Raw genomic sequence first — 13,891 nt, 5'->3', positions numbered from 1 at the left:
AACTGCATGTTACTACGTAATAAAGGAGATTATTCGAGATGTTTAAGAAAATACTATCGTGGTTCAAGTCATCCAACGACAAAGATCCCCAAAAGGCTTCTAGGAAATCCTCATCACCAAAATCAACTAAGAAACGAACAATTGATTCATCTAGGATTGGAGAACTCGGTGAATATAAAATAAACATTCAACTGGATCAACTCCCAAAGGATACAAAATATCTTAGTGATATTATGATTAAAAACCCCAAATCTCGTACAGGTTATTCCCAAATTGACCACATTGTCGTTTCTCCGTACGGATTATTTGTCATTGAAACAAAGAATTACAACGGCGAAATTAAAGGGGGCCGATCCGATAAGTACTGGAGGGTCAGTAATAGATTTAACATGTTCAATCCTTTAAAACAGAACTTTGGACATATTAAAGCACTTGAACGTGTACTGTCAGAATTCCCTGATTTACTCTATATCTCAATGATCTCATTTACTATGCGATGTCGCTTTAGTATTGACCCAGAATTGAGGAAGATAGAGTCTAATGAGTTAATTGTTTACGATACAGAACTATCAGAGTTTATTCACCGTAAGATAAATCGGATTAGAGCAACTTCAGATAAGGAACTCTTGACCGAAGTAGAGATGCAGAATATACAAGACATCATTCATAACTCCAATATTACTGATCCTGCCCTCAGATCAGAGCATGTAGATAAGATAAGAAAGGAATAAACAACACAAATCAATTATCAAACTAAGAGAACGATAGCTCTACAAGCACTCATAAACGGTAGCTCAAAAGGCTACCGTTTGTTAATCAATGGACAACATTGTTGGATATTTGGGATCTAATAAAGTAACCCAACGTACCTAATGTAACAGGTGATTGAGGGAGTGATTCCGTATATGGTGGCATTCTCTGAATGGATATCGCAGCATTTCGTTCTTTTCGTAATTCTGATATTTACATTTCCCATATTGGGCGGAGCTATTACGATTGCGTTAATCAAAAAACGATTTAGAAGATAAAGAGGCCGATTAAACGAACGGAAAACGATAGTTCTATAAAGATATAAAGACAGCCGGTCTGCGCGATCGGCTTTTTTCGTTGAACGAAAGTGCAGGATCGCTCCCGTATTCAGGTCCTGGCGTGAGGTATTTATTCGGATTGAGGCTGTTCGTTTCATTGCCTATAATGAAGGTACCACCCTTCGGGGAGATCGTTAAGGGAGGCCACGATGAACGAGACCGCATTTGACGAACCATTATTTGCAAGCTTGAAGCCGGGTTTAACCTCGTTCTGTTACCGAATGCTAGGTTCCATGGACGATGCGGACGATGCCGTGCAGGAGACGAGTATTCGGGTCTGGCAGAGCTGGAGCACGTTCAGACAGGATGCCTCGTTCAAAACCTGGGTGTATCGGATAGCCTCCAACCTGTGCTTGGACAAGCTGAGACAGTCCAAACGCCGGGCGCTTCCCGTTGACCTGTTCGACCCGGCCGTCGCCATCGTCGAGCCGCGCGACACGCGGCCGAATTCTGCCTGGATCTGGCCGTCTCCCGACTTTGGGGGCAATCCGGAGGATCGGCTCGTCCGCAGAGATACCCTTCAACTGTGCTTCATCGCGCTCCTGCAGACCTTGCCTCCGCGGCAGCGCGCGGTACTCATTTTGAAGGATGTATTTGAATGGTCCTCCAAGCAAATCGCGGAAACGTTGGCGATGTCGCCGGCAGCGGTGAACAGCGCCTTGCAAAGAGCCCGAGACACGATGGACCGGGCGCAGCTTCGCTCGGATGAGCTCAGCAGCATGGACGTTCAACCGGAGCAGGAGCTGCTGTCCCGGTATGTGGAGGCCTTCGAGCGATTCGATATTGCTGCGCTCGTCGCGTTGTTCCACGAGGAAGGCTGTATGTCGATGCCGCCCTTCGAGATGTGGATCCGCGGCAAGGAAGATTTGTCCGCCTTCTATTCGCTTACTCGCTGGCATTGCGAAGGTTCGCGATTTGTGCCCATTACGGTGAATGGCGGTTATCCGGCGTTGGCCCAGTATATGCCGGACAAAGAGGGCTCTGGCCTGGTACCCTGGGGCATCCATGTCATCGAAACCAAAGAAAATCAAATCCTGCACGTGCAAAACTTCATTCATACGCCATTATTTTCACGATTTGGGCTGCCTGCGCGAATGGACCGATGAATTTCGTCATTGGCTTACGTCTATATGATCGAGAATAACCAAACGACGAATATCATGAGAGAGGTGTCGATTTAAAATGGAAACGAGTCAACCGACGAAAGTAACCGTGCAAGCCGTCATTCAAGCCCCTGTCGAGAAGGTATGGCGCTATTGGACCGAGCCGGATCACATTACGAAATGGAATCAAGCGACCGAGGAGTGGCATGCGCCGAGAGCCGAAAACGATCTGCGGGTCGGCGGCAAGTTTCTGACACGGATGGAAGCGAAGGATGGCAGCATGGGCTTTGATTTTGGCGGCGTCTACGATGTCGTGAATCGGCATGAGGCGATCGGCTACACCATGGAAGACGGAAGAAGAGTGGATATTGCTTTCGTCGATCAAGGGAATGAGACGAAGGTCTTGGAAACGTTCGACGCGGAAAGCTCCAATCCCGTGGAGTTCCAGCAAGCAGGCTGGCAAGCGATCTTGGACAATTTCAAAGCCTATACCGAACAAAATTAATCATCGCAAAGAAGACGCCTGGGAAGACCTGGCGTCTTTCTTTGTGAACCCTAGTACGAGCGGCGCGCGCTCCGCTAGCCTTAACCTTGTGCCGCGTCCATGTTCATGTAATTAATCGCCCACAGATGGCCGTCCAAGTCCACGAAGCCCCAATGATACATGAACCCATGATCTTCGGGTTCAGCGTGCAATTTCCCGCCCAAGGAGACCGCGGTATTCACGATTTCATCGACCTTTTCCCGGCTCTCGAAGGCCAATGCGATCGTCAACTGCGCATACTTGCTCGTATCGACGGATTCCTTCTCCGTGAGCGTATTGAAGAAGGCTTGGTTGATCAGCATGACCTGCAGGTTGTCGCCAATCACCACCGCTGCCGAATGCTCGTTGTCGGGGAATTGCGGGTTGAGCTCGAATCCGAGTCCGGTGAAGAACGCTTTCGATTGTTCTACGTTTTTTACAGGCAGGTTGATGCTCGTGAATGCGGACGATAATGCCATTTTCAAAACACCTCTTCGTCAAATTAGTTTGTGTTCACTGATGCCTCCTTTATATGGACGACAGCCGAGCCGTGAATTCATCGGTCCCATACGTTTTCGAGATAGCCTTGTAGCCTCATTCACGAATGCAAAGCGTGCCGTTGCAAAAATTCGTCCGCATAAATAGCTTGAATCCGCTCCAGCACGTTCATCGCCTGGTCGTTGAACTTTAATTCCGTCACCTGCCCCTTCAGCAAAAACACGCCGGTCTTATGCCGGTGTTCCCCGAGCGCGCCTTCATACAGCTTGTTGGCGCCGTGGGAAGGCGGCGAGAAGAATAGCTTCATGAAGATTTCAACCAAGAAAGGAAGTCCGGATGGTTTCCCTTTTCGCAGCGTATTGTTGCCGCCTGGGTCAACGCTTCGGATCAGGATGCCGTCCTGGGCAAGCTGCGGTGCGATCGCCTGCGTCCACAGCGAGAGAGCTAGCTTGGAGGTGGCGTAAGGTCCAAGCAGCTTGCGGAAGGTTTGGGGACGCTCCAAGATGTCGATCGAGAACTCTTTCGTGAATTTAAACGCGGATGACGAGGTATTGATGACCGTTTTGAAGCGGCCGCTTTTGAGGAGTTCCTTCAACTCGGCCAGAATAATATACGGTACGACCGTTAGCAGCTCGTAATGCCGCTCGCGTCCTTGCTTCGAATAGCTCAGTTCGGAGAAGGAGCCTCCGGCGTTATTGAACAAAATATCAATCCGACGCTCGCTGCGTTTGATCTCTTCCAACGCGCCTCTCAAGCTGGCATAATCGGCAAGATCATCGATTTTGTACGGACGCAGCGATCCCTTCTTGACCGCGCTGCGGAGGTTCCCATCGTCCGCCGGGAAGTCTGATCGATTCAGCGCAACCACCTGCCAGCCCTCCGATAGCAATTTCCGGGTCAATTCCAACCCGATTCCGGCGCTGGCGCCTGTAATGAATGCGATCGATTCATGCGAATTCTCGTTCATTGTGTCTCTCCTCCTATTAACGGCAGCATTGCCTGAGTAGAGCACATCTTATTACTTGAAGTCGACTCCAAGTCAAGACGCGAAAACACGTTACTTTCCAAGTGAAACGGACGCTTGACTTGGAGCCAGCTCCAAGATGTATAATGCAAAAAACAAACTGCGGAGGGGAACGGAATGAAGGAAGAGCCATCCTTTACAATCAAGCAAACCGCCGAGCAAACGGGAATTACGGAGGATACCATCCGTTACTATGAGAAGATCGCGCTGCTGCCGCGTGCGGAGCGGAAGGACAACGGGCACCGCATCTATCGAAGGGAGGACATCACTACAATCCAGCTGATCGCCTGCCTCAAAAAGACGGGGATGCCGCTTGAGGAAATGCGGCCTTTTTTGACGGTCTCGGCCGATGCCGATCCCGCGGAATATCCCGAACTGGTGGAACGCTTAAGGAGCCATCGGGAACATATTGTCGGCCAAATCGCCTCGCTGCAGCAGGTGGTCGATTTTATCGACATGAAGTTGGAGGAGGGGCGATACCGGCAGGTCTGCTCGGATGAAGCGCAAGAGAGCTCGCAGCCTATCTCCCCTGTCGAGATGCGTTATTTTCCTCTATCGGCCAAAGCGAGCAAGTGACCCGCCAAGCTTTCGTCTCTATGGTGGGTGAGAGAGTTGGTTAGATCTTCACAATCACGTTACCTCTTTTACGTTCGGTCTCCACATACATCTGGGCGGCCGGGAGGAGCTCCAGCGGATATTGACGATCGATTACGGCGTAGATCGCTTCATTTTTTGTAAGTTCCAAGAGAAACGCCAAATTCGCTTTATTTTGCATAAGGCCGGCTGTCGCGAAAATAGCCCGTTTGCCTTTAAAGAGGGACGTCCACAGCATGTGTAAAATGGTCGACAGCTTGGGTGAGGTAGTCAGATAGATCCCTTTCTTCATAAGTACACGCTTACAGGCGACAAAGGAGCTTTTGCCCACCGCATCAAAGATGATATCATACGCGTTGTCCCCTTTCGTAAAATCCGCTTGGTTGTAATCCATCACATGATCGGCGCCTGCTTTTCTTACCAGCGCTTCGTTGGCAGCCGAGCAAACGCCGGTTACTTCCGCGCCATAGTATTTGGCTAGTTGTACGGCGTAGATGCCTACAGCCCCGGAAGCGCCATGAATCAGCACATGCTGCCCCTTGCGGAGCTTCGCCTTATCTCTTAAAAACGTCAATGCCGTGGCGCCCCCGTCACAGACTCCGACGGCTTCTTCGAAGGTGACGTTGCCCGGAATAACCGCAAGGGGGCTCTCTTCGGAAAGACACTTATATTCCGCGTACGCTCCGAAGTTTTTGACGCTCATTCCCAGAACACGATCCCCGACTTTAAAATGCTTTACTTCATTGCCGACCGCTTCGACCTCACCGGCAAATTCGGTTCCCCCGATTGCATAGTTCGGTCTGGACCATCCGTATACCCATCGAATCATTCGCGGATCGCCCTTGCGAAAAGCGCAATCCGACGGCCCTACTTTGGCCGCATGGATACGCACGAGAACTTCAGTGTGTCCTGGCGACGGTTTCGCGATTTCCTGCGGGACCAGCACTTCCGGTGAACCATACGCAATTTGAACCATGGCTCTCATGGGTTTCTCCTCTCGTTTACGTTATGATTACATTGTAACGATGAGGTTGTTAGCGTACATTGACTTAAGTCAAGCGTGGATCAGTACAGCAACCTTCTGAAAGAAAAACCGTTACTTGTATGTAAATAGATGTAAAATTCACACGGGTGGAGGGTTGATATGCGGCCCAAAGTTTACGGACCCGTCGTCGACGAGGCGACGAGGTGTAAGCATTATCATTCCGATCTGGACATTATCGCGCTCAAATTCGGGTGCTGCGAACGCTATTATCCATGCTATGAATGCCATCTGGAGGCAGCGGATCATCCGCCGAAGCCATGGCCGAGGTCGCGCGCGGACGAGCCTGCCGTATTATGCGGCGCCTGCGGTCATGAAATGACCGTTCAGGCTTACAAGGGAAGCGGCTTCCGCTGTCCGTCGTGCCAAGCGGCGTTCAATCCGGGTTGTCGGCTTCATTACGATCTTTATTTCGAGGAAGACTGCGACAAGGACGGGAACCAACGAATTTGACGCTTTCCCCATTTCGGGAAATCATCGAGAACTGGACTTTTGAGCAATCCATGAGAAACCGGTCATGCAGTTGGAAGATAAAATAGAGATATAAAAGAGGCTGCAACTAGAATGTTTACGCTTGATGATGAATGAGCGAGAAAACCAGGGAGGAGAGCCAGGCGCATGGCAAAGATTATTTTCGCATTAAACCAGTCACTGGACGGATTCGTCGACCACATGGCATTTGTGCCAGACGCTGTGCTGTTCCGTCATTTCATCGACGACGTGCGCGGCGTGGCGGGAAGCGTATATGGGCGCCGTATGTACGAGACTATGCGGTATTGGGACGAAGACCACGCGGAATGGGATGCATCGGAACGAGAATACGCAGCGGCGTGGCGAAGCCAACCGAAATGGGTCGTGTCGAGGACGTTAAAGTCCGTCGGTCCCAACGCCTCGCTGATCGAGGGCGACCTCGCAGCGGCCATACGTGAGTTGAAGGCTCAGCATGAAGGCGAGATTGAGGTTGCCGGGCCGGAGTTGGCCCACAGTCTAACGGAGCTCGGTCTCGTTGATGAGTATCGCCTCTATCTCCATCCCGTCGTGCTCGGTCACGGCAAGCCGTTCTTCGCCGGTCCGCGGCCGCCGCTGCGCCTCGTGGCAAGCGATCGAATTGGCGAGCAGGTGATCAGATTGACCTACGTCCCCGTTTAGTCGTGCGGTTGACCCGGGCGGCCTAAAGAGCACTGTCAGCAGCGTGCTGTAGGAAAAGAGGAGAACCCATGACATTCGAAGTTGGTGAATCCCGCATTGCGTATCGCGACGAGAAGCATTACATGGGCATACGCCTACAGACACCGTTTAAAGGAATGTTTGGCGAGATCGACAAACTCCGGAAGGAGCTGCATACGTGGTTCAAGGTACAAGGTGTCGAGCCTGAAGGACCCGCATTTCTGCGTTATCATATCATCGATATGGCCGGGGAGATGGATATCGAATATGGCATTCAGATGAGCCAGACCCTGCCTGGTGATCTGCGCGTCACGCCAGGAGTGCTTCAAGCGGGATATTATGCGAACTTAATCTATCGCGGCTCTGGCATGAGCGGCAACAAAGCGCTCCTTAGATGGGCCAGAGAAAACGGTATCCGATGGGATCGCTGGGATGATGCGAAAGGCGACGCGTTTCGCTGCCGATATGAAGCCTATCTCACCAATCCCAACATCGAGCCTCGAAAGTCAAAATGGGAGGTCGATCTGGCGATCAAGATCGCAGATGATCAGGATGGGGTAGTGAGCAAGAATGAGAGAGGCGGCTTGAAGCTTGAGACCTCGATTTTGACAGGAGAGTGAACTCCGTCACGAGCCCTCCCGAGGCCTCGACCAAAGTCTGGAAACAAAACCATGCTGCGGACCATTATCCGGTTGCTGCTGCTCCTATACACTTACGTCATGGATGTAAGGACTAATGGAGTGAGGAGTTTTAGCGATGGAGTGGATGCGTCAGCTGTTTGAACAGTATGGTGATTTTGTTTTGTTTGGCGGACTCTTCTTGGAGTCGTTGGCCGTTCCTTTCCCGGGCGAGCTGGCGATGGCCGTTGGCGGGTATATGTCTTCGCTTGGTACAATGTCGGTCTTTCACGTGATGCTTCTGTCTTATCTGGGCGCAATTATCGGAACGACGCTCTCCTATGCCCTGGGGGCGAAGCTCGGCGCGCCTTTCTTCGAGAAATACGGGAAGTACATGCTGATGCACCCTAAGCGGATTAACAAAATTCGGAGCTGGATGGAACGATACGGGAGCGGCGTCGTGCTGATCAGCCATTTTATCCCAGGCTTCCGGCATTTCACCGGTTACGTGTCCGGCATTACGGGTTTCCGTTTCCGCACGTTTCTGCTCTTCAACCATACGGGGGCGGTCGCGTGGGTCGCCGGTTATGTATGGCTGGGAAGATTGCTCGGCAAGCGGATGGAGGATGTCCTGCATGTCTTGGAGAAGTTTGGTTTCTGGGCGTTGTGCGGCATGGCCGGCCTGCTGGCGGCATTCGTGCTGATCAAGCGAGCGTGGCAAGCTTCTAGGGAGAAGGTGCGGCAAGCGCAGGACCAGCCGGGATCGTAAAAGGGTCGATGGGTATGAAAAGATGCGAGTAATGGGACTGGATAGAACCTGCATCATAACGCGATCGGTGACGATCATGCGGCAGCCGGCTAATGGACGGCTGCCGGTTGTCGTTGAACGAACGGGCAGGACGCTTCCAATATATGTTAGAATAGAATCAGTTTCTGAAAGGAAGATGGCAATTGGATTTCGGAAACAAAAGTTTCTATATTGTTGCTGAAACAGAAAGGTTAGTTGTAAGGCCACTGATAAAAGCGGATTACAATAATTGGTTGAGTGAATGTGAGAGCAGACTTCCTTCACAACATCAATATGATGAAGGAAGTTCCGACATGAGTGAACGTACAGTTGAATGGTTTTCGGATTTCATTAACTACCATCAAGAATTAGCTGTAAATGATAAAGCATATATATTCGGCGTTTTTCGCAAGGAAGACGGAAAACATTTAGGTATGATTGACTTCTCTACAATAGAGAGAGATGTGTTCCAGTGGGGAAAAATTGGTTATTCTATTCATAATCATCATTGGAATAATGGGTACGGAAAGGAAGCCGTAAAAGAAGCAATAAAAGTAGCATTCAATGAGCTTGGTTTCCATAGAATTGAAGCGCACATCAATGTAGATAATGGCCCCTCAATTAAGTTGGCGGAAAGTGTGGGAATGGAATTTGAATGTATACGAAAGGGATTCATATTTGAGTTTGGCGAATGGACGGATAATTTGATTTACTTTAAGAACTCTACCTAAAACATTCATCTTTCAATTCTAAGACCGACCGTAACAACCTCCCTGCTTTTATTAAGCTCAGGGCATTAATGAAGAGTAGGTGATTCAAATGAATAGGAAGTTAGGCGTCTTACATCATGATCTGCTTGCCACGCAAGATTTAGTTTATACCGTGTGTAAATTTGATTATTCCGAGCCATGCATAGAAGTTCAAAATGCGGAATATGGAGCCTATTTGTTTCAAGTAAATGCACGCTTGATTCGATTTCGCGCAGCAAAAGTGACGCCCGCAAAAGTTGGGCAATTCGTTACCTTATGGCGAAGAATGGAGGATGGTACAACCCGACCGTATGATGTGTCGGAGGAAGTGGATTACTTTGTAATTAGTACGCGAGATGGTCATAAGTTTGGTCAATTCGTTTTTCCTAAAGATGCGCTAGTACAACACAATATTGTTTCAGAGAACGGGAGCGGCGGGAAGCGTGGAATACGAGTTTATCCGTCATGGGATATGCCAACAAGCCATCAGGCTCTAAAAACGCAGCATTGGCAGTTAAAATACTTTTTCGAAATCCCACTCAACGAACCAATAAACGTTGATCGAGCAGCAATGCTCTATAGCCAATGAGCGATAAATATTATGTTCGGCGCTCGACTAACGAAGACGTTAGTTTCCTGTTTCCAAGAGCCGTTTGTCGCTGCTTGGCGGAGCCCTAAACCATCAGAAGAAAGGATGACGGAAATGCGAGATGATAAACATGCTCGCCTCTCAGCTTCTGTTAGAGAAGCCGGTCGTTATCTAATCGATTTGACGGGTCCTCACAGCCACGCGCTTGTCATTCAGCCTGGTGTGGGCAGCCTATCGATCGGACCGTCGAGCTTGGTCAAAAAGGCAGATCTTATCGTCGCATCCGACGCACGCATCGATTGGACCGAATTCGATGTCTTTGCCACACCGGCGGGCTCGCCCTGGCCGCGATTTCTGCATTATACAGGCAGTGACGCGGGCTTCTTTGAATGGGCGCGCAACCAGGTTGGCTAACGAAGCTTACAATGTTGCTGAGGCTTCCTTGGCACAGGCCCGCAGTCTTTCTGAGGCAGAGGCAGCTATTACTGCCTTCACCGCGCGCTTTAACACCCTCAAGGGGATCGAAACCACCGAAAGAGAAGACCTCGGTGAAGCAGTATGGCAACTCAGCCAGTCCAATCACAGGATCGGCCAGCCCATACAAGAGGAAATGGTTCTACGCTGGTTCGATGCGGCGCGCGAATACTGATTTTGGATTTTCAGCACCTTTGCTGGGATGAGAGAGGTAGACGCAAATAACTACATGATATGCAACTGAACACTGACACTATGTTGTCAGTTGCACGGGTCTATACTCGGGAATAGAACGCTCTACAGTTACTCTAGCACATATCCTTGAGGAGGCCCCCGCATGTTTACAACCATTCCATCTTTTCTTGAAGAATGGAACAACGAAACGCTTTCGACCCAGCGCGTACTGGACACACTTACGGATGCTTCCCTCCAGCAGCGAGTAGCACCGGATTTTCGTTCCATGGGTCAAATCGCCTGGCATATAGCCACCATGATCCACGAGATGCTCTCGCAAACCGGACTCAAATTCGATGCGCCCGAAGGTGACGAATACGCTCCTGCTTCCGCGAAGACGATTGCGGACACCTACCGTACCGCCTCCGCTGGACTCGCGGCAGCCATCCAGTCGCAGTGGACCGATGCTTCACTCGCCGAAAGCTCTGAACTGTATGGCGCTCTTTGGGTAAACGCGCACACGCTTCGCTTTCTTATTTCGCACGAAATTCATCACCGGGGCGAGATGATTATCCTTATGCGCCAAGCGGGATTATCCGTCCCGGGCATATATGGGCCGACCCGAGAATATTGGCTGGAGCGTGGAATGCAGCCTCTGGTATAAAATTAGCGCAGCGAAGATCGATAACTCCATGCAAATCATGTTGAACCTTGGCAGTTGATCATACGATCGGCTGCTTTTTTCATTGAAGCAACGGGCGGGATAGTAAGAAAAGGTATATATTTACAACGGAACATGCGTTCTGTATGATTAAGGGGGAGCCTATCACGATCGGCTGCCGTTCGTCGTGGAACGAACAGGCAGTTTAGATTAGCAAGCTGTAAGAAATACGCCGAACTGAAATATCCTAAAATGCGGAATATAGGTCCCCCATAAACCGCTTTAACAGGAAGGATGATAAGCAAGGTGGGAAAACTCATTGTGCATATGTTCATGACCTTGGATGGCGTTATCCAATCTCCCGGGTCAAGAACATTCTCCAAAGGGGCGGTTCTATTGCGCTACCGACTTGTAGGGAACCCCTCATTCGGCAGCATGTAAACGAAGCTTAAGTTTTTGATTCAGCGAACGAAGAACTACTTGGTTGGATAATTTAATAAACTTTGAGAATTTTCGAAAGGAGATGCAGTGACGATGCTGAGTGCCCAACAAGTGTTGACCAGTTATTTTCAAGCATTGGGAAGCAAACAGATGGATAAAGTGGTCGACTTGATTCATGAGGAAGCGAAATTTATTATTCTAAAACAAGAGCCCTCCGACAAGATCCCTTTATACGGTACTTATTATGGTAAAGAAGGGGTTAGAACCTATTTAAATCGCTTAGCAGAAACAGAACAAATCGAACGGTTTACGCTGTATAAACTCATCGGTAATCAGGAAGCCGCGTGTGCATGGGGGAATTTCCGCATCAAGGTCAACGTAACCGGTAAAGTATTCGACAGTGATTGGGCAATGGTTTGCGAAGTCGAGCAAGGGAAGATACGATTTTTTCAAATCTTTGAAGATACGGCTGCATTAGAAGAAGCGTTTAGTTAATAAATATCGGAGAGGAAGTTTTGTCTATGAAAGCGCAGGTAACCGTGATTACGTTGTTAACCGATGACATTCCCCAGATGCGTCGATTTTATGGCGATGTGCTTGGATTCCCCATCCTTGTAGACTCTGAGGAGTATGTGGAATTTGCCAATAGCGGCGTACGCTTGTCCATTTGCGCCAGACCATTAATGGCCGTCAATACGAATGATCATCCTTCTTATTCCGAAGCGCTTAGGGGACAAGCCGTGGAACTGTGTTTTCCATGTGATTCGCCCGAGCAGGTTCAAAGCGATTATGAGACCATTATTGCGAATGGCGGTACGGGCATAAAAGGACCCGCGCTCATGCCATGGGGACATACCGTCGCTTTTTTTGCCGATCCCGAAGGAAACATCCATTCGATCTATGCAGAATAACGAGCACCTCTTTGTCCATTTCCAATAGGAGGACTTCGAAAGGTGCCTTCAAAGCGTTTCTATGACAAGCAAGGTTTTAAGGGGTTCAGGGAATACGTATCGAAGCGAATAGAGGAACAAAGGGTCGACCAAGCGGTTGGCCCTTTGTCATTCACACGCCGAACGGAATCCGGTATGATAATCGTGGTCGTGAATGACGTCGGAGGTGCCCCACCTATGTTCACATGGAAAGAAAAAATATACCTGCTTAAGCTGTTGAAAAAGGAACGCCGCTGGGCATTCCTCCGTTTTCGCCGCACGCCACCGGAGCATGCCGCAATCATCGAGAAGCTGGAGCAGATGATCCGCAACGAACAGGTCAACCGCGAACACTTGAAGGAGCGGTAACGGCAACGTTTGCTATCGATGAAGGACCACCATTTAATTTCAAAACTACCAATAATGATGGATCGAAACATGAAGAAACCCGTGTCTCATAAAAGATATGGGTTTCTTGCCATTTGTGATTTAAAGGAATGTTGATTTACATATTGCTTCGCAAGATAGAGTTAACCGGCGGAACACGATCCGTAATTAAACTATTGGTTTGCAACCGCCTCGGATATTAATTCCATCAGGTGTATGAACTCATCCATGTTAGTACAAAGGTACAGCAAGCAAGCCGCGATAATTGTCAGCAATATAGTGGTAGCCCATTTAAACCAATCATTGTTCATAATTCTGATGCCCAACCTTTCCGGTTCTCAGTTAGTAGTCAAGCTTCACCTGTATCGATTGATCGGTATTTGCCTCAACACCAAGCCTAGATTCCCCCCAGTGACTACCCATTTTCAGTATCGTTTGTTCAATCCTCTGATAAATCAAGGGTAGGTTCTGAGCCGGATTTACATTAATAATTACATATACCAGCGTTATCTAATTGCTAAACAACTCGCCCGAGACTGTGTTGTCCAGCAGATCTGTGTCGCGATTTTGAAACAAGCAGTTTTTTATCGACTTTATCCGGCCTCCGCTCCCGATTTCTACCCAAGCGTTCGCCAATCTCGCCATTCTCCCGGTTCGTTCACCTCGTAAATGTCATTTTCCCGATTGACGAATCTGTGGATATACAGCTCCCGTCGGATCGTTGCGTAGTCCTCGTTCAGCGGCTTGAGAAAGGCGTTGATTTCGAGTTCCGTGTACGTCCTGGCGGCATCCAGCCGGCCAGCGAGATATTCGAGGACGATGATCCGTTTCTTCATTTGGGACGGAAGATGCGTGATGGCGCCTTCCTTGGTGAGGAAATTTCGAAGCACCGACTGCTGAAGTTTATCGTTCTTGGACGGCGCGGGCGTGTTTGGTTCGGACATGATAACTCGCTCCCTTGATATTAGATATTAATCTAATTAGATATTAGTTAAATTTGGTGACGGTGTCAACATCCCATTAACCCAACTCGCCGCGTCCAAA

At 49.3% G+C, this 13,891-nt stretch carries 18 protein-coding genes and 1 pseudogene; 15 read left to right on the top strand and 4 right to left on the bottom strand.

What is annotated here, in order from left to right:
• The first annotated feature begins 38 nt into the window (after nt 1–38).
• From ACFSKT_RS11220 to ACFSKT_RS11210, 3 genes are all read left to right on the top strand, one after another.
• The gene (locus ACFSKT_RS11220) at nt 39–731 is read left to right on the top strand and encodes a nuclease-related domain-containing protein (protein ID WP_377722823.1); all 693 of its coding nucleotides are present in this window, start codon (nt 39–41) and stop codon (nt 729–731) included.
• Nucleotides 732–1,237: 506 nt separating this feature from the next.
• Complete coding sequence (locus ACFSKT_RS11215; protein ID WP_377722822.1) at nt 1,238–2,194, top strand: sigma-70 family RNA polymerase sigma factor; 957 nt, start codon at nt 1,238–1,240, stop codon at nt 2,192–2,194.
• Nucleotides 2,195–2,270: 76 nt separating this feature from the next.
• Complete coding sequence (locus tag ACFSKT_RS11210) at nt 2,271–2,696, top strand: SRPBCC family protein (protein ID WP_377722821.1); 426 nt, start codon at nt 2,271–2,273, stop codon at nt 2,694–2,696.
• An 80-nt stretch (nt 2,697–2,776) separates the two neighbouring features.
• Here the strand turns inward: ACFSKT_RS11210 and ACFSKT_RS11205 are convergent, their stop codons facing one another.
• Together ACFSKT_RS11205 and ACFSKT_RS11200 are read right to left on the bottom strand one after the other, a co-directional pair.
• A complete protein-coding gene (locus ACFSKT_RS11205) occupies nt 2,777–3,193 on the bottom strand; it encodes a VOC family protein (protein ID WP_377722820.1) in 417 nt (138 codons plus the stop codon).
• A 119-nt stretch (nt 3,194–3,312) separates the two neighbouring features.
• A complete protein-coding gene (locus ACFSKT_RS11200) occupies nt 3,313–4,179 on the bottom strand; it encodes an SDR family NAD(P)-dependent oxidoreductase (RefSeq protein WP_377722819.1) in 867 nt (288 codons plus the stop codon).
• A 174-nt stretch (nt 4,180–4,353) separates the two neighbouring features.
• Here ACFSKT_RS11200 and ACFSKT_RS11195 point away from each other — a divergent pair, with 174 nt between their 5' ends.
• Nucleotides 4,354–4,812: a MerR family transcriptional regulator gene (locus ACFSKT_RS11195; protein ID WP_377722818.1), complete on the top strand. Its 459-nt coding sequence runs from the start codon at nt 4,354–4,356 to the stop codon at nt 4,810–4,812.
• 40 nt (nt 4,813–4,852) lie between these two features.
• Here ACFSKT_RS11195 and ACFSKT_RS11190 read toward each other — a convergent pair whose 3' ends face one another.
• Complete coding sequence (locus ACFSKT_RS11190; protein WP_377722817.1) at nt 4,853–5,815, bottom strand: NAD(P)-dependent alcohol dehydrogenase; 963 nt, start codon at nt 5,813–5,815, stop codon at nt 4,853–4,855.
• 159 nt (nt 5,816–5,974) lie between these two features.
• Between ACFSKT_RS11190 and ACFSKT_RS11185 the strand changes: the two genes are divergently transcribed.
• The 11 genes and pseudogenes from ACFSKT_RS11185 (at nt 5,975) to ACFSKT_RS11135 (ending at nt 12,829) form a co-directional block, all read left to right on the top strand.
• Nucleotides 5,975–6,325 (top strand): CHY zinc finger protein, encoded by a 351-nt coding sequence (locus ACFSKT_RS11185; RefSeq protein WP_377722816.1) that lies wholly within the window; start codon nt 5,975–5,977, stop codon nt 6,323–6,325.
• A gap of 165 nt (nt 6,326–6,490) precedes the next feature.
• Nucleotides 6,491–7,021, top strand: a complete 531-nt coding sequence (locus ACFSKT_RS11180; RefSeq protein ID WP_377722815.1) for a dihydrofolate reductase family protein — start codon at nt 6,491–6,493, stop codon at nt 7,019–7,021.
• Nucleotides 7,022–7,089: 68 nt separating this feature from the next.
• Nucleotides 7,090–7,659: a GyrI-like domain-containing protein gene (locus tag ACFSKT_RS11175; RefSeq protein WP_377722814.1), complete on the top strand. Its 570-nt coding sequence runs from the start codon at nt 7,090–7,092 to the stop codon at nt 7,657–7,659.
• A gap of 136 nt (nt 7,660–7,795) precedes the next feature.
• Nucleotides 7,796–8,425, top strand: a complete 630-nt coding sequence (locus ACFSKT_RS11170) for a DedA family protein (protein ID WP_377722813.1) — start codon at nt 7,796–7,798, stop codon at nt 8,423–8,425.
• Between the two features lie 182 nt (nt 8,426–8,607).
• Nucleotides 8,608–9,174, top strand: a complete 567-nt coding sequence (locus tag ACFSKT_RS11165) for a GNAT family N-acetyltransferase (protein ID WP_377722812.1) — start codon at nt 8,608–8,610, stop codon at nt 9,172–9,174.
• Between the two features lie 88 nt (nt 9,175–9,262).
• Entirely contained in the window at nt 9,263–9,781 is a 519-nt protein-coding gene (locus tag ACFSKT_RS11160) for a MepB family protein (protein ID WP_377722811.1), read from the top strand.
• Nucleotides 9,782–9,895: 114 nt separating this feature from the next.
• Nucleotides 9,896–10,430 (top strand): annotated as a pseudogene (locus tag ACFSKT_RS11155) (hypothetical protein).
• 162 nt (nt 10,431–10,592) lie between these two features.
• Nucleotides 10,593–11,093, top strand: coding sequence for a DinB family protein (locus tag ACFSKT_RS11150; RefSeq protein WP_377722810.1), 501 nt, complete (start codon nt 10,593–10,595; stop codon nt 11,091–11,093).
• A gap of 531 nt (nt 11,094–11,624) precedes the next feature.
• Nucleotides 11,625–12,026: a nuclear transport factor 2 family protein gene (locus ACFSKT_RS11145; RefSeq protein ID WP_377722809.1), complete on the top strand. Its 402-nt coding sequence runs from the start codon at nt 11,625–11,627 to the stop codon at nt 12,024–12,026.
• Between the two features lie 26 nt (nt 12,027–12,052).
• Nucleotides 12,053–12,442 carry a VOC family protein gene (locus tag ACFSKT_RS11140; RefSeq protein ID WP_377722808.1) on the top strand — a complete coding sequence of 130 codons (390 nt, stop codon included), beginning with the start codon at nt 12,053–12,055 and terminating at the stop codon, nt 12,440–12,442.
• Nucleotides 12,443–12,658: 216 nt separating this feature from the next.
• Nucleotides 12,659–12,829, top strand: a complete 171-nt coding sequence (locus tag ACFSKT_RS11135) for a hypothetical protein (protein ID WP_377722807.1) — start codon at nt 12,659–12,661, stop codon at nt 12,827–12,829.
• Nucleotides 12,830–13,464: 635 nt separating this feature from the next.
• Here ACFSKT_RS11135 and ACFSKT_RS11130 read toward each other — a convergent pair.
• Complete coding sequence (locus ACFSKT_RS11130; protein ID WP_377722806.1) at nt 13,465–13,791, bottom strand: DUF2087 domain-containing protein; 327 nt, start codon at nt 13,789–13,791, stop codon at nt 13,465–13,467.
• Nucleotides 13,792–13,891: the final 100 nt, after the last annotated feature.

Source organism: Paenibacillus xanthanilyticus (assembly GCF_042682185.1).
In the GTDB taxonomy this organism is placed as follows: domain Bacteria; phylum Bacillota; class Bacilli; order Paenibacillales; family Paenibacillaceae; genus Paenibacillus_Z; species Paenibacillus_Z xanthanilyticus.
The sequence above is the reverse complement of the archived record's forward strand: the minus strand, read 5'-3'. Positions and strand labels throughout refer to the sequence as shown.

Excerpts from the sequence above, each read along its gene's own strand:
- ACFSKT_RS11220 (WP_377722823.1), top strand. The coding sequence starts at position 39 with ATGTTTAAGAAAATACTATCGTGGTTCAAGTCATCCAACGACAAAGAT.
- ACFSKT_RS11215 (WP_377722822.1), top strand. The coding sequence starts at position 1,238 with ATGAACGAGACCGCATTTGACGAACCATTATTTGCAAGCTTGAAGCCG.
- ACFSKT_RS11210 (WP_377722821.1), top strand. The coding sequence starts at position 2,271 with ATGGAAACGAGTCAACCGACGAAAGTAACCGTGCAAGCCGTCATTCAA.
- ACFSKT_RS11205 (WP_377722820.1), bottom strand. The coding sequence starts at position 3,193 with ATGGCATTATCGTCCGCATTCACGAGCATCAACCTGCCTGTAAAAAAC.
- ACFSKT_RS11200 (WP_377722819.1), bottom strand. The coding sequence starts at position 4,179 with ATGAACGAGAATTCGCATGAATCGATCGCATTCATTACAGGCGCCAGC.
- ACFSKT_RS11195 (WP_377722818.1), top strand. The coding sequence starts at position 4,354 with ATGAAGGAAGAGCCATCCTTTACAATCAAGCAAACCGCCGAGCAAACG.
- ACFSKT_RS11190 (WP_377722817.1), bottom strand. The coding sequence starts at position 5,815 with ATGAGAGCCATGGTTCAAATTGCGTATGGTTCACCGGAAGTGCTGGTC.
- ACFSKT_RS11185 (WP_377722816.1), top strand. The coding sequence starts at position 5,975 with ATGCGGCCCAAAGTTTACGGACCCGTCGTCGACGAGGCGACGAGGTGT.
- ACFSKT_RS11180 (WP_377722815.1), top strand. The coding sequence starts at position 6,491 with ATGGCAAAGATTATTTTCGCATTAAACCAGTCACTGGACGGATTCGTC.
- ACFSKT_RS11175 (WP_377722814.1), top strand. The coding sequence starts at position 7,090 with ATGACATTCGAAGTTGGTGAATCCCGCATTGCGTATCGCGACGAGAAG.
- ACFSKT_RS11170 (WP_377722813.1), top strand. The coding sequence starts at position 7,796 with ATGGAGTGGATGCGTCAGCTGTTTGAACAGTATGGTGATTTTGTTTTG.
- ACFSKT_RS11160 (WP_377722811.1), top strand. The coding sequence starts at position 9,263 with ATGAATAGGAAGTTAGGCGTCTTACATCATGATCTGCTTGCCACGCAA.
- ACFSKT_RS11150 (WP_377722810.1), top strand. The coding sequence starts at position 10,593 with ATGTTTACAACCATTCCATCTTTTCTTGAAGAATGGAACAACGAAACG.
- ACFSKT_RS11145 (WP_377722809.1), top strand. The coding sequence starts at position 11,625 with ATGCTGAGTGCCCAACAAGTGTTGACCAGTTATTTTCAAGCATTGGGA.
- ACFSKT_RS11140 (WP_377722808.1), top strand. The coding sequence starts at position 12,053 with ATGAAAGCGCAGGTAACCGTGATTACGTTGTTAACCGATGACATTCCC.
- ACFSKT_RS11135 (WP_377722807.1), top strand. The coding sequence starts at position 12,659 with ATGTTCACATGGAAAGAAAAAATATACCTGCTTAAGCTGTTGAAAAAG.
- ACFSKT_RS11130 (WP_377722806.1), bottom strand. The coding sequence starts at position 13,791 with ATGTCCGAACCAAACACGCCCGCGCCGTCCAAGAACGATAAACTTCAG.